Raw genomic sequence first — 18,487 nt, 5'->3', positions numbered from 1 at the left:
CTAACCACAGACCGGGGATGATATGATGGTAGGAGTGATTTGTTTTTTCAGTTGCAATAAATACTAAGATAGATGGCTGAATTCTTAACCGCTGCATTATATAAGTTCGTTGAATTATCGGATTTTGCCGAGCTCAGAGCACCGCTGCTCGCCTGCTGCGAGGCAAATCAAGTCGTTGGTACTATTCTGCTTGCCCAAGAAGGCATCAATGGGACGATCGCAGGTGCACCCGAAAGCATCTATGCAGTGCTGGCATTCCTGCGAAGTGACAGCCGTTTTGCGGATTTGGTACACAAGGAATCCTACTCAGAAAAATTACCGTTTTATCGCCTCAAGGTACGCTTGAAGCGGGAAATTGTCACGATGGGTGTACCTGATATTAATCCTAACCACATGGCTGGTCAATATGTCAAGCCCGAAGAGTGGAACAAACTGCTTGATGATCCTGATGTTGTCGTGGTTGATGTGCGTAATGACTACGAAGTGTCGATCGGCACTTTTAAAGGTGCGATCGATCCTAAAACAAAAAGCTTTTCGGAATTACCAGAATGGGTACTTAAAGAAACGGCGTTACGGGAAAAACCCAAGGTAGCCATGTTCTGCACAGGTGGGATTCGGTGCGAGAAATCTACTGCTTTTTTACGTCAGGTAGGTTTTGATGAAGTCTATCATCTGGAAGGCGGAATTTTGAAATATTTAGAAACTGTCCCGGAAGCAGAAAGTCGTTGGGAAGGTGAATGTTTTGTCTTTGATGAACGTGTGACAGTTGGTCAGGGATTAAAGCCCGGTGACTATGAACTTTGTCGCGCTTGCCGCCACCCGATTAGTCAGGAAGATCGAGCTTCGGAATTATTTGTATTAGGGATGAGTTGTCCTCATTGCTATGGTACAAAAACGGAAGCACAGAAACAAAGTTTATCCGAACGGCAACGTCAGATTGAGTTGGCTAAGAGTCGCCACCAAAAACATATTGGTGCGCGTTATCATGCTCAGGAAAAACCCGATGATAGCACAAGATGAAGCTATTTCAAATTACCCAATTTTGTATTCTTTTCGCCGCTGTCCCTATGCTATGCGGGCGCGTTTGGCGTTAGTTGTGAGCGGGATGGTGTGTGAGTTACGGGAGGTTGTCTTGCGCGACAAACCCCAGGAAATGTTGGATGTATCTCCCAAAGGTACAGTGCCTGTATTAGTCGATCGCGATGGACGGGTATTTGACGAGAGTATTGACATCATGTTTTGGGCTCTGGAGCAACACGATCGTGAACAATGGTTAACGCCAGAGCAAGGTTCTGTTGAGCAAATGCTGGAATTAATCGATAAATGCGATCGGGGTTTTAAATATGATTTAGACCGTTATAAATACCCTAATCGTTATGAAAATACTGATGCAATTGTTCATCGAACAGAAGGTTATTTATATCTGGAATTACTCAACTCACGGTTAAGGGAGACCAGATATTTGTTTGGGAATCGTGTGGCTTTGGCAGATAGGGCGATCGCCCCTTTTGTTCGTCAATTTGCTCATACTGATTTAGGATGGTTTAACCAACAGCAATTACCACATTTGCAGGCTTGGTTAAGTGACTTTTTACACTCGGAAATTTACAATCAGATTATGCAGAAATATCCGAAATGGGAATCCGGGAATGAATGCGTTGTTTTTCCTTAACTCAAGTGCAAGTTATGACAAGTAATCAGTCTGCATTAGCTAAATTACTATGTGGAAATTTAGTCCCTGATAGAGGAGGTATTGATGAGGTACTAAGTCATTTATCATTGTCAATAGATAATGTTGTTATAGAGCTTATAAGACTAGAATCCTTAACTCCTAACCAAATTTCATTATTTGCCCCTTTTTTAGGAAGAAGTATACTAGAATTGGGATGTACGGCACTGATTGCGAGGCTCGATCCTTTTAGAGTTCTCCTGATTAGGGAATATCAAAAGCAGCCCAATTATCTAGATAGTCTAATGGATAAGCCTAATAAGTCGTCTATACGTTGGCAAGGTGATGTTTTCGCAGACAAGGTGACTGATATTTTGGCTGATAAATCACTGCAAAACCCTACTAGAGCTTTGCTTGGAGATTATTATAAGACACTAATATGGTCTGCTAACTTTGATGAGCTACAGGATGCAATTAGAGATGTCAGTGGGGATGAATGGATAATCGATCTGAGACAAAAAGATTTTGCAAGATTCTATAATGAAACTTTAAGCGATTTTTCAAGTCTATACTCTAAGCTTTCAAAAGGAATACATCATGAACTGGTAATTCCTTTAAGTTCAGCCTTTGATCAAGAAACAACTAGACTTCTGATACAGAAAACTGTTCGTAATATCGCTACCCTTGGCTTATTTGTTTCTGTAGTCAGTCATACAGTGAATAAACTCGATATTCAAGAAGCGATAGCAGCGTATAAAGAAATTCAAGAAATTGGAGTTTTATAATGGTTAATCTTATTTCTGAAAATCCATCCCTGATATTAGCCGCAGAAGACTGTCCGGCTGAAGACTTTGAACAACTGCATTATTTTTCAAAACAAGAGCAGCGTTTTATTTCTAATTTAATTGCTCATGGTCCAGTGTTACTAAAAGGCCCACGCGGCAGTGGGAAAAGTGCGCTGATGATCGAAGCATCGAGAAGAATGTATCCTGCAAACCCTCTAAGCTCTGCATTTGGAATATACATCAGTCTTCGTCATCTTGAATTACTCAGAAGTGAAGGTGAAAAGTATGAAAGAATGTTATGTCAACTAATAATTGATGCAGTAAATCAAACAATTATCAAAACAGCGGATATTTTTGAGTTTTATCCTCTGCCAAATATCACATCACTTCAAAGAGAATTATCTAGTTTATCGATTGCATCTCGGAAAAGAATAGTTATTTTATTTGATGACGCGGCTCACATTGGTCGGGAAGCCCCGCTCCATGAATTTTTCGATATATTTAGGACTTTATCAAGCAGTATAATATCATGCAAAGCTGCTATTTACCCTGGAGTTACTAAGTTTGGAACAAGGTTTGATGTATATAATGATGCTACTGTGATCGATGTTTCAAGGAATGATGAACTAGAAGGGTACAATGCTAACTTTACTGAGATAATTAAAAAACGGTCTTTTATGGGAATTCCTCAAGAGTCTTTCTCTGGTGAGCTTAATGTAGAAAACGTTGCTGGGTTTATGGGACGGGCTGTACTTGGAAACATGAGAGGGTTTATATTTGCATGGAATCATCTATCTAAAAACTGTAAAGATGGCAAAAAGATTAGTTACGCAAATCTCACAAAAACACTGATAGATATTGCCAGTAATTATTATTGGCCATTGATTGAAGAGCTGAAGCCAAAACTGGGTATATATGCACCAATGATCGAGCCGGCAACTGATATTGCGGAATTGATATTTCGGGAAGCTGGTGAGGATAATAAGCAGGATGTACTTATTTTAATGGAGATTGCACAACGTCTGTCAAAGCCATTAGAACTACTGGAATATACTGGGTTTATTTCAATCCGAGATGTTTCACGGGCAATGAAATCGAGAGGAAGAGGAACAAGATATAGCTTGAATCTATGCACATTGTTAGAAAAGATTCATGGAGCTAGAGTGACTCGCGAAATTTATAGTAGGTGGTTAAATGAAAGTAATGAGAGAAATGAGTCCTTAGAATTACACAAAGCAAGTGAATTGTTTAAGATGCAATTGCCTGAATTACTTAAGGATGGCGAGATGCTAATCTTCAATGAAGATATTAGCAAACTAAAAAAATCTAACGCATATCCTTATGGACTCACACAGGATAAAATAGATATACTCAAAGCTGCCAATTATAATACTGTATCTGCATTGGCAGAAGCTAGCGACAAGTCTTTATTAGCTTTGAATGACATAGGGGAGGCAACATTAAAGCGAATTCGCAGTACAGTTGCTCAAGCAATCTGGATGTAATAAAAAGCCAATAAAGTTCTTGAGTCGGATTTCTGCTTTGTCTCCAAATTGTATACACTAATCAACATCCTGTATCTAAATCCAAATGGAAACTAAACCACCTCTACCACCTTTTACCTTAGAAACTGCTAAAATTAAAGTTCAAGCCGCAGAAGATGCTTGGAATAGCCGCAATCCAGAACGAGTAGCCTTAGCTTACACCGAAGATTCACAGTGGCGAAATCGTGCCGAATTTTTCAGTGGAAGAGCAGAAATCAAGGCTTTCTTAAAACGCAAATGGGCAAAAGAATTAGACTATCGTTTGAAAAAAGAACTATGGAGTTTTACAGACAATCGAATTTCTGTGCGCTTTGAATATGAGTGGCATGATGATTCTGGCTACTGGTATCGCGCCTATGGTAACGAACAGTGGGAATTTGCCGAAAATGGGTTGATGCGAAGACGTGAAGCTAGTATTAATGATGTGCTAATTCAAGAGTCTGACCGTAAGTTTAAATGGGAACGCCCATGATTTGTCCTCTAAAAACTGTGTTAAAAATATGAGAAAACCGCAAACAGTAAAATCTCTGGAAGAATTAGGACGCATCCAACTTTCAAAGAGCTTTTTTATGCGTGAATTTCTGTATTCGGAAATATCACAAATTGAAAGCATTCCCAATATCCCGGACGATCCAGATTTAGCAATTGAAGCCGGGAAAAATCTGTGCGAAAAAGTGCTTGAGCCAATTCAAGATGCACTCGGTCGAATCAGTGTCCGTTCGGCTTTCCGTGCTAGTGCTGTCAATAAAATAGGTGCGGAAAATCAAAATCAATATAGTTGCGCCAGTAATGAGTATAATTATGCAGGGCACATCTGGGATGTCAGAGATCAGAATGGGTATATGGGTGCAACTGCCTGTGTGGTTGTGACTTCTTTTATTCCTTATTACCATCAGACAGAAGATTGGACAGCATTAGCTTGGTGGATTCACGATCGAATTGATGCGTATTCAGAAATGACTTTTTTCCCAAAATACGCAGCTTTCAACATTACCTGGCATGAGAATCCAGAGCGTCAAAAAGTGATTTACAGCTATGTAAAAAATCCACATACTCAAAAGAATAGTGGGTATTTAACAAAGACTGGAATGGAAAACTTTTCAGGCTCACATGAGCAGTTTTATCAAGAGTTTATTCGGCAGTTGCACCAGCCACCTAACCAGGGCTTGTAGCAGAACGGATGTTGGCGCTATCAGTTATGATACAAAGTGCAAGTCCGTCCGCTGAAGCCCAAGCTGTTAGGCAACTTATTCACAGGATGAGTCAAGGATAAAGGTGCGTCGCTTTCTACAATCAGCAATTTCCATTGAATATCCGGCGGCGACGCACCCTACAAAGCTACTTCGTGTCCTTCGCGTCTTCGCGGTTCAATAATACTAAAGTCCTGAGATAATTGTGAAGCAGTTAACCAGGGCAACAACATGAGTATTGACCAATTAAACACCGACTACGGCATTGCCGGCCACCTCACCTTTGCCGCCGGAAACGGCGGTTTTCCGATGATTCACATCGACAATGGCCAAGCCAAAGCCTTGATTTCTGTGTATTCTGGCCAAGTGCTCTCCTTCCAACCAGCCACCGAAACCGCCGATTTGATGTTCCTCAGCGATAAAGCCTACTATGCGGAGGGGAAAGCCATCAAAGGCGGTGTACCCATCTGTTGGCCTTGGTTTGGCCCAGATCCCGAAGGCTTGGGGCGGCCCAGTCATGGATTTGTGCGGAATCGTCTCTGGAATGTGGTATCAACCAGCACTACTCCAGAGGGCGCAACTCAAGTCATTCTGGGGCTTCAGGATACTGAGGAAACGAGGGCGATTTGGCCTCAAGCTTTTGAATTGGCGATCGCCATTACGGTCAGCACCACTCTCACGGTAGAATTAATTACCCGCAATTTAGGCGATAAAGTTTTTCCCCTTACCCAAGCTTTCCACACCTATTTCCAAGTAGGAGATATCAACCTCGTGCAGGTTTTGGGATTGGAAAATACCCAGTATCTTGATAAAGCCGATGGTGGTGTGGAAAAAACTCAAGTGGGTGGAGTGGTAGCAACTGGTGAAGTCGATCGCATTTATCTAAATGTTACCAATGAATTAGTCATTGACGATAGCAGTCTTAATCGTCGTATTCGCATTAAGTCCTCTGGTAGCAAATCTGCTGTAGTGTGGAATCCCTGGGTGAAAATCTCTGCAAGTATGGCCGACCTTGATGATAGCGATTATCAGCGTTTAATCTGCGTGGAAACGACCAATGCGGCGACGGATATTGTCGAAGTTCCTGCTCATGGTGAGTTCCGATTGGCTGCAATTTACAGCGTTGAGCGCGATTAAGGAATGAGAGCTTAATCTCAGCGGTGATGGGGCTATATTTTTCACTATTGTATTGAAAAACTCTGTCACCGTAATGTCTAAGATTTAACCGCAGAGAGCGCAGAGAACGCAGAGGAAGATAAGAGAGAGATGAATAATTATTTGTGACTGATTGTTTCGGCTATCATAATGGCGATCGCAACAAATGTAACAATATTTAATTTCAACTTGCTGTAAACTAAGGTATCGTAGATATTACCATCAATGATTATGCAAAATTATAACTGGAAAAAACTCCAAAATGGCTCAGATATTCGCGGTATCGCTCTCGAAGGGGTGGCCGATGAAAAAGTTAACCTCACGCCGGAAATTGCCACAATTTTGGGTCAAGCATTTGCCACTTGGCTGGTGGGAAAAGTCCATAAACCTGCGGAAAAGTTAACGATCGCGATCGGGCGCGACAGCCGCCTATCTGGGCCCACTTTAATGCAAGCAGTCATGGCGGGAATAACCTCAGTTGGTAGCCAGGTATACGACTTTGATATGGCTTCAACCCCGGCGATGTTTATGAGCACAATTACTCCTGGTTTTGATTGTGATGGCGCGATTATGCTGACGGCTAGCCATTTGCCTTTTAATCGCAACGGCTTAAAGTTTTTTACCGCTAATGGTGGTTTACAAAAAAAAGATATTACAGATATCTTAGCATTAGCTGAAAGCAATGAGTTTGAAAAAGCAACGGTTATAGGTAGCATTGAAAAACATGATTTCATATCAGTTTATGCGAACCAATTTGTGAGTAAAATTCGGAAATCTGTGAATCATGCCGATAATTTTGAGCGGCCACTGACCGGGTTAAAAATTGTTGTGGATGCGGGCAATGGTGCTGGGGGATTCTATGTGGATAAAGTTCTAAAACCTTTGGGTGCAGACACCACAGGTAGTCAGTTTCTTGAACCCGATGGCACTTTTCCGAATCATGTGCCAAATCCAGAAGATAAACAGGCAATGCAGTCAATTTGTCAAGCGGTAATTGCACATCAAGCTGATTTTGGGATTATTTTTGATACGGATGTCGATCGTAGTGCCGCAGTCGATGGAACCGGCAAGGAACTCAACCGCAATCGCTTAATTGCCTTGATTTCGGCGATCGTCTTACAAGAACACCCTGGTTCCACCGTTGTCACCGATTCCATTACTTCCGATGGCTTAACGCAATTCATCGAACAGGATTTAAAAGGAATTCACCATCGCTTTAAAAGAGGCTACAAAAATGTGATTGATGAATCGATTCGTCTCAATCAAAGCGGACAGGAATCTTGGCTGGCTATTGAAACTTCTGGCCATGGAGCTTTGAAGGAAAATTACTTTCTGGATGATGGTGCTTATTTGGTTAGTAAATTATTGATTGAATTGGCTAAATCCCAGCTCCAAAATAAGTCATTGCCAGCTTTAATTGCCAATTTACAAGAACCGGAAGAAAGTGCCGAGTTTCGGATTAAAATTAATGTGGATGATTTTAGGATTCTGGGCGATCGCGTTATTGAACAACTGCAAGAATTTGCATCAAATCAAGCGGACTGGAAAATCGTTCCCAATAACTATGAAGGGCTGCGGATTTCCTGCACATCACCTCACGAATCAGGCTGGTTTCTGTTACGTTTATCTCTGCACGATCCGGTGATGCCTTTGAATGTTGAGTCTAACGTCCAAGGTGGTGTCCGTCGCATAGTCGATCGGCTTTTAGTTTTTTTCCAAACAACAGAATCTCTTGATTTTTCTACACTGTTGAAGTAGAAACTCACTCCTAACGCCTCCGTGGAGGGGAACCCACCCCTAACCCCTCCCTGGAGGGGAACTGGATCTAATCTACCTTTTCCTCATCGGGGAACTGGCTCTTGCTCCCCTCTTGAGAGGGGCTGGGGGTGTGTCTTCTTGAGAGGGGCTGGATCTAATCTACCTTTTCCTCATCGGGGAACTGGCTCTTGCTCCCCTCTTGAGAGGGGCTGGATCTACCTCCTCCTCATCGGGGAACCCACCCCTAACCCCTCCCTGGAGGGGAACTGGATCTAATCTACCTCTTCCTCATCGGGGCTGGGGGTGTGTCCTCGGCTTTTGAGGGGGATTGGGCTGTATCCATTCTGCAAAACCCAAGCCTGAATCACCTCTAAAACACCTTCAACCTGATGCTTTGCATCCTCCTCTGTAAACCGTAAAAATCTCACGCCTAGCGATTCTAAGCGAGCTTGTCGTTCTCGATCGCGCTTTTGTGCTTCCTCACTGTCATGAGAATATCCATCAATCTCGATCGCCAGCATTAATTGTTTGCAATAAAAGTCTACAATAAATTCATCGATAGGCCGTTGGCGATCGAAGTCATAGCCCATCATTTGTTTGCCTTTGATGTATTTCCAAAGACTGATTTCGCCTGGACTCATATTGTTGCGAAGCTGGCGGGCAAGTTCCTTAAGTTTGGGGTTATAGGGGATGATGTTGTATTTCATCAATTCCAAGACTGGTCATTGTAATTTATTTTATGATAAACCTCCCCTAGGGAATGGAGCATGATGGCTCTCTCCCAAACCACAAGATTATTAATAATATCTGAGCGCGCCTGCGATTTACCAAATCGTGGCACAATAAGTTTCAGACTATTGGCAAATCGAATCCAACCAGGAATTTAATTATGTGGCGTGTAAGCATTAACTGCTCAGCAGCAAGCTGGGATATCCATTCTAAGGCATTCAAGGCGATCGCTGAAAAATATCCGGGAACACCTCTTTCTTCAAAAAAAATGAAAGGTGACGGCCAACGCATCATGGAATATCAAATTGAAAACGTCAATGACGCAGAGGATTTTATGGAAGAATGTTTTACCTTAGATGGTTTTACTGCTACTTTTGAATCCCTATAGAGACGAGGAATATGTCATCTAACAGTGGAGAGTCTAGCAGTAAAATCCCTAAGACTAAATCTGCTAATCAAACTAATAGAGATGTGGACATTGCAGTCAAGCTCGCTCTCCTGATTTTGCTGCTAACTATCTTATCGAGGTTTTTTGCGATTGTCAATGCTGGCAAACGAGGGGTACTCATGCACTTGTACTTGGCAGTATAAATCCAGCGGCTAGAGTCTTTTTTATGATGGCGCGCCACGGTTTATTTCACTCTTCATGAGGTAGGACTCATTCCTCTAACAGAACTCCCCACGTTGCTGTGACGATGTGTACGTTTATGACATTTTTGGTTCCGGCTGTAATGTCTTTGTTTAATATCAAGCTGTTTGATTGCATGGGTTATTTAGGAGCAATTTATAGCTATGGATTTTTAACAGTTTACGTCTTAATTTCGATCGCCGCACCAGTTTACCTGCACAAAATTGGTAAATTGCGCCTGCAAGATATCGTATTTTCGGTCGTAGCGATCGCATTTATGATGATTCCTGTGGTGGGCAGTGTTGGCATTCCCGGTAGCACTATGTTCCCACCTCCAGAAGCTCCTTATGATAAGTTTCCTTACTTGTTCTTGATGTACTTAGTTGCTACTTGCGGATGGTTTGTGTTGCAGCGGCTGCGTTCTCCTGAACTGGCGGGATCGATGCGGCATAGAGTGGATGCAATTCACTCCAAATTCGACAGCGAAGGAAATGCTATTTACGGCAGTTCTAAGTTGAATCCACTCCCCATTGACAGTGATAGTTTTGATTAGCAGTTACCAGTTAGTAGTCAGAAATTAATTCCTCAAAACAAATTATAGACCAAATTACATACTACGAACAGGAAACAAAATAATTAATTTCCCTCGAATACAACAAATAAAAAGCCCTAGGAGTCCAAAAATAAATGAACGAATTAGCAACAGCAATTGCCACTGGAATCACAGCTTTTACAGCTACCAACCTAGACGATATTGTCATCCTGCTGCTATTCTTCTCCCAAGTAAATGCTGCGTTCCGGCGACGGCACATTATTGCTGGTCAGTATTTAGGATTTGCTGCATTGGTGTTTGCTAGCCTTCCCGGTTTTTTTGGTCGCTTAATATTTCCCCCAGAATGGATTGGAATGCTTGGGATTTTGCCGATCGCAATTGGAATCGGTCGCTTGTTGAATGCAGATACAGATGACTCTGAAGAAGCGGAAGCACAGCAGTCCGAACCATCGGCTTTTAGCAGTTTTCTGTCTCCCCAAACTTACAGCGTAGCAGCGGTGACGGTGGCTAATGGCAGTGACAATATCAGCATCTACGTGCCGCTGTTTGCTAGCACTACCTTGGAGAATTTGGTGGTGATTCTCGCTGTATTTTTTACCCTAGTTGGGGTTTGGTGCTATGCTCCTTATCGATCTGATAGAGAGCGGTACTTATCGCTTACTGCCACTCTCCCCCTAAAGATAGATGTTGTTTTTAAAATTGTCAACAAGATTTGGCAATAAAGATTTTTAAAATCATGTAATTAGACTTGACAAAAGTGACAAAAATGATAATATTAATCGTAATTTTACGTCTGAGTTTGCCTCAACATTAACATTCCCATGATCCGGCAATAGGACAATCACAAAAGCACCTACCAAAGGAGAAAAATCGTGAGATTCTTGAAAATTGTTTTAGTAGTTTTAGTCATGGCGGCAAATTTAGTTTTTGCTCCCGCCTCTCTGGCTGGTTCAGACAAGCCTAAATACACTAGCAATCCCGACTACCTAGAGGTAAATCAAACTCTTAACACTCTATTAGAAGCGAAAAAATCCACCGAATAAAATCAGAATTACACGCCGGAAGAACTTCAGAAAAAAATAGCTCAATTGGAGTTTCAAAAATATACTTTAGAAACGGGCAAAAGTTGGGGTCAATGTCGCAACGATACAGGAAAAACCCTAGCAGTTTACGGCCCGAAACGCAAAAAATCAGCTTCTGATTACGAGAATGCTCTTTATTTTCTGGGGGCTGGCCAAATAACAGAACACAAATGGGATTGTGATGGAATTTATCTACCCAGCGATGTCAAAGCCACCGATTTAAGTGTGGGCGATCGAGTTGCACAAGCATTGACCGGCCGCGTAGCTGTTAAAATAGTTGACGGAACTCAATTTGTAGCGACAGCTAATCCCCAGACGGCGGCTATTGAATTTAACGTTCCTACTGCTAAATTTTTCCAGCCTGGGGATGCGAATTGGTTTGTTCCTGACGTGACTCAGGCTTACCAAGAAATTGGGTCTAAAGCCCCGTCCTTCTAGGACGGCTTTAATTAATTATCAACTTTTGTTAAGTGTTTTCTTGAACTTTCTTGCATTGTGTTCATTGTAGAGTAAAATAACTATACTACAGGTAGAATAACCGCCGATACACATGAGACACCACGCTCAAACGACTGGTCGGAAAACAATAATGGTTAGTGGGTGGCGAACACCACGAAAAACATAGCTGGGCTAACTAATGTAAGCCAAAATCAGAGACCAAACTTTTTATTTCTAAAATGTACTGTGGGGCACACAGAAACAAGAGAAGCAATTCTCGAAAGCTTGGGGAGACAAACCCTCTGAGGCTATCTAAATTAAGCTCGATATTTGGTTCTTTTGAACGGATACCTGGTTTAAACACTGCCGCAAGGATAGATAGTTTTAAGGTATGTCGCAGAACCAAGAATCCCCTCGCCTTCAGGCAGGGGAGTGTCAAATAGATACCCAATTACCCAACGCACCTACTGAGGAAAATGATTGATTGGGCTGTAGTTGAAACGCCCTCGGCTTTGTAAAAACAGGTAAGTAGAAGGAAGAAGTAACCCCCCCTAGCCCCAGGGCGGTTTCATTCTCCAAAAAACGAGGGCTTTGTAGGGGTAGTGGATGGTGCGTGCCTACCCCCCCCACCGACAATTTTCCGTCATTTCAGGCATTGGGGCAACCGGGCGTGGGATTGCCCCTACAAAGAATGAAACAGCCCTGCTTGCACGAGTAGTAAAGTTTTTTACCCCACCCCAACCCGGACCTTATTAAGGTCCGGGAGTAAGAAATGCACAAATGATACGAGGGTTGCTATATTTGCAGTCACGATTAAAAGGTTGAGCCATGCTATTAAAGTTCACATCCACAAAAGTAAATACAGAAAAGACTAAGCGACCAAATCCGTCGCGGGTGCGGGATCACTTGGCAAACGAGCGCACTTATTTAGCATGGATGCGGACAGCAATATCGCTGATGGGTTTTGGCGTAGTTATCGTGCGCCTTCGCGCCTTCCATCCTCCTATGCTGCCAACTCCCGGTAATGGCTGGAAGTTGGGTTTGCTTTTTTCGGCAGTGGGTTTGCTGACGGTGCTATTCTCAACTAAGCACTACTTCGGTGTCCGCCACGATATCGATTATGATACCTATGAACCTACCGATCGCTGGGTAATTCTGTTTAGCCTCGCGATCGCCATCCTAGGGGCGGGAGTAATTTATTATATATTCACAGTTCCTGCCAGTTCATTTGGTTTGATGACACCAGAATAATGGTGGGTTTTAATATAAAAGTTGATTTGTAGGGTGCGTTGTTGCAACCTGTTAAATTGAACTGCCAAATTTTCCAGGGCGACGCACCTGATTTACCAAAAAAAGGCTAGATAGTGGGCACCGATGACAGTAGATGAGGAGAAACTAAAACAGCAAAATCTGTCGCGGGCGATCGATCTTTCTGCCAATGAACGCACTTTTTTAGCATGGATGCGGGCCGCGATCGCACTTATGGGTTTTGGCGTCGTCATCGTGCGACTGCGCGTTGTCCAACTCCCCCTACAGCACCGTCACACGATGGGGTGGAAATTGGGCTTAATCTTCTCTCTAGTAGGTTTGGCGACAGTCTTAATCTCAACCAAGCACTACTTCACCGTTCGCCACCAAATTGACCACGATACCTACGAGCCACCAGACGGCATGATCTTATTTTTCAGTTTTGCCCTCAGCTTATTGGGAATAGGAGTAATTTATGTGATTTTGGCCTCAGCCCAGGGTTCAGTCACTGTTCCCATCCCCGATTAAGCGCACAGCAGTTAACAGACAACGGCTATTATTGAGTGTAAATACCTAAACTTTCCTCGATTTCGAGAAAGTCCAGTAACTCGATCGAGTTACTGGACATATTCTCGGTTTTAATGATAAACTACGGTAGATCGATCGAGTTATGAAGATTTTGACGTGAAAAATGCTAAAAAAGTCAGTGAAGAGTCCCAGATTTCAGCACAGTCAGCAAGCGAGAAGTTACCCGAAGCTAAGCGAGACGGCTTGAAAAAAGGCTGGTTGAAAAAACTCAGAGGCGGATTGCTTCTAGTAATTGGATATTTGCTATCACCGCTGTGTTGGTGGAACGATTTATTTTTCAATCTGCCCATTGCTTATGGCTTTGGGTATCTCTGTAGCTTGCTTTCCCCAGATTTACTATTTCCTTGCTCAATTGTCGGCTACTGGCTGTCCAATATTGCTGGAATTCTGTTGATGCAGCTAGGGAGTGTAGAGGTTTTTACAGACAAACCCAAGGAAAAAAACCTCAAAAAAGAGTTATTGACCGGTTTCATCTCATCAACCGCCTTCACTCTTGTGATTGTGGCATTGATTCATTTTAATATTCTCGATACTCCCGACCTATTTTCCACCCAGCAGTCGATCGACCTTTTGGGGAGCTAACCGTGAACTACTTATTACTATCATTTTTCAGTTTTTTCGTGGGAATTATCGTTGGTTTGACCGGAGTAGGAGGAGCTTCACTCATTACGCCGATGTTGATTTGTGTCTTTCAAGTTCCGGCATCGATTGCTGTGAGTTCAGATGTCGTAGCAGCCACATTTATGAAAGTTGTTGGTGGCTTCAAACACTGGCAACAACAAACCCTGGACTTGCAAGTAGTTAAATGGTTGGCTTTAGGAAGCGTGCCTGGTTCCCTGGGTGGTGTGTGGATATTACACTGCATCAAAGGGAGCGGCACTGAGAACTTAGATTACATCTTGTTGCACTGTCTGGGAATGGCGATCGCCCTAGTTGTCATGTTAGCAATCTCCCAATTATCGCTCAAAATCCTTCTCCCTAATTTGAAATTACCACAGCCCCCAGAATGGGAATTAAATACTAATTCTGGTCGTATTTTTACGGTGATTGCGGGAGCAATTTTAGGCTCCATAGTGGGAATCACTAGCGTCTCTTCCGGTTCGATGTTTGCATTGTTATTGATTACTTTTTTCCGCCTGGATTCTTCAAAATTGGTGGGTACAGATATTTCGCAGGCGGCAATTTTGTTGATGTTTACCTCTCTGGGACACCTCAGCCTGGGAACAGTAGACTGGAGTTTAGTATTGCCAATTTGGTTGGGTTCGGTGCCGGGAGTTTTAGTAGGTGCTAAATTCTGCCAAATTATGCCTCAACGCCCGCTTAAGTTTGTGATTTACGGAATGTTGGCGATGGCGAGTTGGAAGTTGTATCAAGTCTGAAAAGTAGGGTAATTTCAGGAGTATTGCTGTCAACAAATATGCGCTTTCGGTGCAGTCCGGCAAGGGTTCAAACCCCTGCCTCAAAGCTGAAGTCCTCTGAAGAGGACTATTAACTCATTAGTCCTCTTCAGAGGACTTTCGCTTTGAGCCAGGGAATTAATTCCCTGGCGGTCTTTCGGGTTAAGCTGATATCAATGTCGCAGGAGGGACGATCGCCCTACTGCGGATTAATTGCTAATTAATGCTTCGAGTTCGCTGACTGTCGGTAATTCTAAATCTTTGAACAGCACTGTACTAAGGTAGCGTTCGCCAAAAGAAGGCTGCACAAAAACTATCAATTTTCCAGCATTTTCGGGACGCTTGCCGATTTCAATGGCTGCAAATAAAGCTGCGCCTGCGGAGATTCCTGACAATAATCCTTCTTCTCTCGCTAGCCGACGACTGTAGGCGATCGCATCTTCATCGCTAACAGTAATTATTTCATCAATTAACTCTGGTTTCAAGACTTCCGGGATGAATCCTGCACCAATTCCTTGAATTTTGTGGGCACCAGATTTGCCTCCAGAAAGCACGGGGCTGTTTGTCGGTTCAACTGCGATCGCCCTAAAACTCGGCTTGCGCTGTTTAATTACTTCAGCAACTCCCGTAATCGTACCGCCGGTGCCAACTCCAGCCACTAAAAAGTCTATTTTACCGTCAGTATCGGCCCAAATTTCCTCCGCCGTAGTTTCCCGGTGAATTTTCGGATTAGCGGGGTTGCGAAACTGCTGCAACAAAAAAGCACCGGGAGTTTCTTCTGCAATTTCTTCGGCGCGGGCGATCGCGCTTAACATCCCTTCATGTCCGGGAGTTAATTCTAACTGAGCACCGTAAGCTTTTAACATCGATCGGCGCTCTAAACTCATCGTATCCGGCATTGTCAAAATCAATTTGTAACCCTTAGCCGCCGCCACCATTGCCAAAGCAATTCCAGTATTGCCCGAAGTCGGTTCCACTAAAATAGTTTTCCCCGGTGCAATTAATCCCGCCTCTTCTGCCGCCTGAATCATGCTCGCCCCGATGCGATCTTTCACCGAAGCAGCCGGATTCATCCCTTCCAATTTTACCGCAATTTGAGCAACTACTCCTTCGGCTTGGGGAATTTTATTGAGCTGAACTAAAGGAGTTCTACTATGTGTATAGTGGTATTTTTTGGGGTTTTGATGAAAAAATCGCTTGAGCTAGTACCTAGCTAGCGATATGGCAACTGCCAAGGCTGTTAAGGCGGTTTGGTCAATAAGTAACCTGTCGCTACCAGAGTTAAGACAATGCCACAAGTTAAAACACTCAAAGAAGGCCAAAATCTTTGAGGATTTATGTATTACCGCGTGACCAGATTTTGAGTAAGATGCAACCGTGGATTTAGATAGAATAAGCAGGAAAAGTCATCGCGTGTTTGGGTTTGACATAAACCCTTTGATTTCGCACTAACTGTAGTTGATCGAAGCGCTCGCGGCTGACGTAAGCGGTCACAGTTTGACCCGATTCTAATAACAATTCGGTTTGAATTTCGCGTCCCAGATGAATGATGCGGCTGACTTTTGCTTCCGCAAAACCGGACTCCGGCTGAGTATTAATTACCACATCATGGGGACGCAAAAATACTACTTGAGAATGAGCAGCTCCATGGTTAGAGAGTTCTTCAGCATTTCTGTTAAACAGCCCGATCGCATTCGGCAACACATTAACAGGCCCAATAAAACTCATCACAAAAGCCGTTGCCGGTTTGTCATAAATTTGAGCAGGAGTGCCAACTTGTTCCACTCTACCTTTGTTCATCACTACAATTTCATCGGCTACTTCCATCGCTTCTTCTTGATCGTGAGTCACAAAAACTGTAGTGATATTCACTTCTTTGTGGAGTTGGTGCAGCCACGATCGCAATTCTTTGCGAACTTTAGCATCCAACGCTCCGAAAGGTTCATCTAATAGCAGCACTTTCGGCTGAACTGCTAGAGCTCTGGCTAAGGCCACCCGCTGTCGTTGGCCTCCCGAAAGCTGGGAAGGGTAGCGATCGCCCAAACCACCCAACTGCACTAACTCCAAAAGTTCCTCAACCCGTTTGGTAATTGTGCCTTTAGGAAGTTTGCGAATTTCCATCGCAAAAGCAATATTTTTTCGGATCGTCATGTGCTTAAACAAAGCGTAATGCTGAAACACAAAACCGATATTCCGTTCCTGCACCGACTGCTGAGTAGCATCTTCACCAATCAAATAAATGTTACCGCTATCTGGGGGTTCAAGTCCCGCAATCATCCTCAGCAAAGTCGATTTCCCGGAACCCGAAGGGCCCAACAGCGCCACTAGAGAGCCGTTTTTAATTTCCAAACTCACGCTGTCAATGGCATGAAACGACCCAAAGTGCTTGGATACGTTCTCAATTGTAATGCTCATAACCTTTAACTCCTGTTCGTTGACCGATTTTATGTACTATACATTAAATACGGTAGTATGTCATGGTCGTAACTTTTTTTTAGACCTTGACATTTTTATTAACTCCAGTTAGTATATCTATTTACAGTAGTATGTGGTAAACTCTATCTCTTGTTCGGAGAAATTCCTGACTCTAGATCTGTAACTGCCAGGAATATATAGCAGCCACATTCTCGGCGGTGATGAACAGCATTCTGAAGCAGTAGATGATGACTACTTGCTAGAAGATTGGCTGCAAGTCAGGTCCCAAATCAACAGCGATGCCGTTCATCTGTGGCGCGGTAAATAAGCTGTTTTTGGTATATGATTGGATAACAAAAGTGCGATTGCCTAACTGTAATATGCAGGCGATCGCATCACAAACCTATTCAGGGTTGGCTCTCTTGGATTTGTGGTAGTAACTGTATCGAAAAGTACAAAATTTTGGTGATGAAATCGCTGAAATCCTTACCCTGAGACACATAATATTAAATCCGGTAGCATCTGAATTATTAAGATCTCTATTTTCTCCCTCTGTGTCCTCTGTGTTCTCTGCGGTTAAATCATTCAAATGCAACCAGAAACGATATAAGCTATATCAATCATCGGATACCAGGAGAGCCGCTTTGCGATCGCCTACATCTCTCGACGGAACGCTCTAATAGCTTCCCCAGCATCAGTTTCCGCCATCAAAATGCAGCGTTTGAACAAATCGAGATTCAGGTTACTAAGTCCGGGTAGCTGACTGCGATCGCTCTTTTCATAGCTACCGTCTTGGAGATGATATATTTTCAGCAATCCATCTTCCCAAAACCAAACCTCTGGAACACCCAAAGCTTTATAGCGATCTAACTTACTGATGCCTCCACTGGTAAAGACAACTTCGATCGACAAATCTGGAATCTGTTTTACACTCCCAATGCAGTAGGATTCATCTGCTTGTACAGAGACAACTCCCGATCTTTCCTGCGTCATTGCCCCTGTGGGCTTGAAGAAAATTCCCTGTTCGACGAGAAAGGTAGTCAATAAGTAACCGATAACATGAGCAAAAGCTTCGTGGTCTTCTCCAGGCATCAGAATCTCGATCGTCCCATCATAGTAAAATAGTCGCACTCCAGGGGAGCCTTCAAAGCCTTTTTGGATAAATTTAAACCGTTCCCACATTCCATGATGAACAATTCGCTGATCTGTGGTTTTGCTAAGTAGTGGAGGCATCGCGCTCAGATCCAGTCTAGAATTTATCTTGATTGTAGCTCATATTTAACAATTCAACCGCAGATGAACGCAGAT

At 43.2% G+C, this 18,487-nt stretch carries 21 protein-coding genes and 1 pseudogene; 18 read left to right on the top strand and 4 right to left on the bottom strand.

The window, feature by feature from the left end; translation table 11 throughout:
* Positions 1–72: 72 nt before the first annotated feature.
* The 8 genes from AAFP11_RS17515 to AAFP11_RS17480 all read left to right on the top strand — a co-directional run bounded on the left by AAFP11_RS17515 (position 73) and on the right by AAFP11_RS17480 (position 8,101).
* Positions 73–1,020 (top strand): rhodanese-related sulfurtransferase, encoded by a 948-nt coding sequence (locus tag AAFP11_RS17515; protein ID WP_341738232.1) that lies wholly within the window; start codon positions 73–75, stop codon positions 1,018–1,020.
* Entirely contained in the window at positions 1,004–1,672 is a 669-nt protein-coding gene (locus AAFP11_RS17510; RefSeq protein ID WP_341738231.1) for a glutathione S-transferase, read from the top strand. Before AAFP11_RS17515 ends, AAFP11_RS17510 begins: the two co-directional genes overlap by 17 nt.
* Before the next feature lie 14 nt (positions 1,673–1,686).
* Positions 1,687–2,454, top strand: coding sequence for a hypothetical protein (locus AAFP11_RS17505; protein ID WP_341738230.1), 768 nt, complete (start codon positions 1,687–1,689; stop codon positions 2,452–2,454).
* Complete coding sequence (locus AAFP11_RS17500; protein WP_341738229.1) at positions 2,454–3,959, top strand: hypothetical protein; 1,506 nt, start codon at positions 2,454–2,456, stop codon at positions 3,957–3,959. Before AAFP11_RS17505 ends, AAFP11_RS17500 begins: the two co-directional genes overlap by 1 nt.
* Positions 3,960–4,044: 85 nt before the next feature.
* Positions 4,045–4,470 carry a nuclear transport factor 2 family protein gene (locus tag AAFP11_RS17495; protein WP_341738228.1) on the top strand — a complete coding sequence of 142 codons (426 nt, stop codon included), beginning with the start codon at positions 4,045–4,047 and terminating at the stop codon, positions 4,468–4,470.
* A 28-nt stretch (positions 4,471–4,498) separates the two neighbouring features.
* Positions 4,499–5,170 carry a peptidase M15 gene (locus AAFP11_RS17490; protein ID WP_341738227.1) on the top strand — a complete coding sequence of 224 codons (672 nt, stop codon included), beginning with the start codon at positions 4,499–4,501 and terminating at the stop codon, positions 5,168–5,170.
* Positions 5,171–5,419: 249 nt separating this feature from the next.
* Positions 5,420–6,325, top strand: coding sequence for a D-hexose-6-phosphate mutarotase (locus tag AAFP11_RS17485; RefSeq protein WP_341738226.1), 906 nt, complete (start codon positions 5,420–5,422; stop codon positions 6,323–6,325).
* A gap of 249 nt (positions 6,326–6,574) precedes the next feature.
* Complete coding sequence (locus AAFP11_RS17480) at positions 6,575–8,101, top strand: phosphomannomutase/phosphoglucomutase (RefSeq protein ID WP_341738225.1); 1,527 nt, start codon at positions 6,575–6,577, stop codon at positions 8,099–8,101.
* 272 nt (positions 8,102–8,373) lie between these two features.
* Here the strand turns inward: AAFP11_RS17480 and AAFP11_RS17475 are convergent, their stop codons facing one another.
* Positions 8,374–8,808 carry an endonuclease domain-containing protein gene (locus tag AAFP11_RS17475; RefSeq protein ID WP_341738224.1) on the bottom strand — a complete coding sequence of 145 codons (435 nt, stop codon included), beginning with the start codon at positions 8,806–8,808 and terminating at the stop codon, positions 8,374–8,376.
* 182 nt (positions 8,809–8,990) lie between these two features.
* On the opposite strand from AAFP11_RS17475, the gene AAFP11_RS17470 reads away from it, so the two are divergent.
* The 10 genes from AAFP11_RS17470 to AAFP11_RS17425 all read left to right on the top strand — a co-directional run bounded on the left by AAFP11_RS17470 (position 8,991) and on the right by AAFP11_RS17425 (position 14,746).
* The gene (locus AAFP11_RS17470; protein ID WP_340523228.1) at positions 8,991–9,218 is read left to right on the top strand and encodes a hypothetical protein; all 228 of its coding nucleotides are present in this window, start codon (positions 8,991–8,993) and stop codon (positions 9,216–9,218) included.
* Positions 9,219–9,229: 11 nt separating this feature from the next.
* Complete coding sequence (locus AAFP11_RS17465) at positions 9,230–9,421, top strand: hypothetical protein (RefSeq protein WP_341738223.1); 192 nt, start codon at positions 9,230–9,232, stop codon at positions 9,419–9,421.
* Positions 9,422–9,537: 116 nt separating this feature from the next.
* Positions 9,538–10,011 (top strand): hypothetical protein, encoded by a 474-nt coding sequence (locus tag AAFP11_RS17460; RefSeq protein ID WP_341738222.1) that lies wholly within the window; start codon positions 9,538–9,540, stop codon positions 10,009–10,011.
* A gap of 134 nt (positions 10,012–10,145) precedes the next feature.
* The gene (locus AAFP11_RS17455) at positions 10,146–10,733 is read left to right on the top strand and encodes a cadmium resistance transporter (RefSeq protein ID WP_341738221.1); all 588 of its coding nucleotides are present in this window, start codon (positions 10,146–10,148) and stop codon (positions 10,731–10,733) included.
* A gap of 150 nt (positions 10,734–10,883) precedes the next feature.
* Positions 10,884–11,054, top strand: coding sequence for a hypothetical protein (locus AAFP11_RS17450; RefSeq protein WP_341738220.1), 171 nt, complete (start codon positions 10,884–10,886; stop codon positions 11,052–11,054).
* 45 nt (positions 11,055–11,099) lie between these two features.
* Positions 11,100–11,531, top strand: coding sequence for a hypothetical protein (locus AAFP11_RS17445; RefSeq protein ID WP_341738219.1), 432 nt, complete (start codon positions 11,100–11,102; stop codon positions 11,529–11,531).
* Between the two features lie 828 nt (positions 11,532–12,359).
* Positions 12,360–12,782 carry a DUF202 domain-containing protein gene (locus AAFP11_RS17440; protein WP_341738218.1) on the top strand — a complete coding sequence of 141 codons (423 nt, stop codon included), beginning with the start codon at positions 12,360–12,362 and terminating at the stop codon, positions 12,780–12,782.
* A gap of 123 nt (positions 12,783–12,905) precedes the next feature.
* A complete protein-coding gene (locus tag AAFP11_RS17435; protein WP_341738217.1) occupies positions 12,906–13,307 on the top strand; it encodes a DUF202 domain-containing protein in 402 nt (133 codons plus the stop codon).
* Positions 13,308–13,463: 156 nt separating this feature from the next.
* On the top strand, positions 13,464–13,949 hold the full coding sequence (locus AAFP11_RS17430; protein ID WP_341738216.1) for a hypothetical protein: 486 nt from the start codon (positions 13,464–13,466) through the stop codon (positions 13,947–13,949).
* 2 nt (positions 13,950–13,951) lie between these two features.
* Positions 13,952–14,746, top strand: coding sequence for a sulfite exporter TauE/SafE family protein (locus AAFP11_RS17425; protein WP_341738215.1), 795 nt, complete (start codon positions 13,952–13,954; stop codon positions 14,744–14,746).
* A 227-nt stretch (positions 14,747–14,973) separates the two neighbouring features.
* Here AAFP11_RS17425 and cysK read toward each other — a convergent pair.
* From cysK to AAFP11_RS17410, 3 genes and pseudogenes are all read right to left on the bottom strand, one after another.
* Positions 14,974–15,915, bottom strand: a pseudogene (gene cysK, locus AAFP11_RS17420) (cysteine synthase A); the annotation flags it as partial.
* 232 nt (positions 15,916–16,147) lie between these two features.
* Entirely contained in the window at positions 16,148–17,179 is a 1,032-nt protein-coding gene (locus tag AAFP11_RS17415) for a sulfate/molybdate ABC transporter ATP-binding protein (RefSeq protein ID WP_341738214.1), read from the bottom strand.
* A 654-nt stretch (positions 17,180–17,833) separates the two neighbouring features.
* The gene (locus tag AAFP11_RS17410; RefSeq protein ID WP_341738213.1) at positions 17,834–18,412 is read right to left on the bottom strand and encodes a Uma2 family endonuclease; all 579 of its coding nucleotides are present in this window, start codon (positions 18,410–18,412) and stop codon (positions 17,834–17,836) included.
* Positions 18,413–18,487 lie beyond the last annotated feature (75 nt).

Origin of the sequence: Microcoleus sp. CAWBG640, from assembly GCF_020883015.1 — a bacterium.
Classification (GTDB): domain Bacteria; phylum Cyanobacteriota; class Cyanobacteriia; order Cyanobacteriales; family Microcoleaceae; genus Microcoleus; species Microcoleus anatoxicus.
This window is presented reverse-complemented; position numbering and strand designations above follow the sequence as displayed.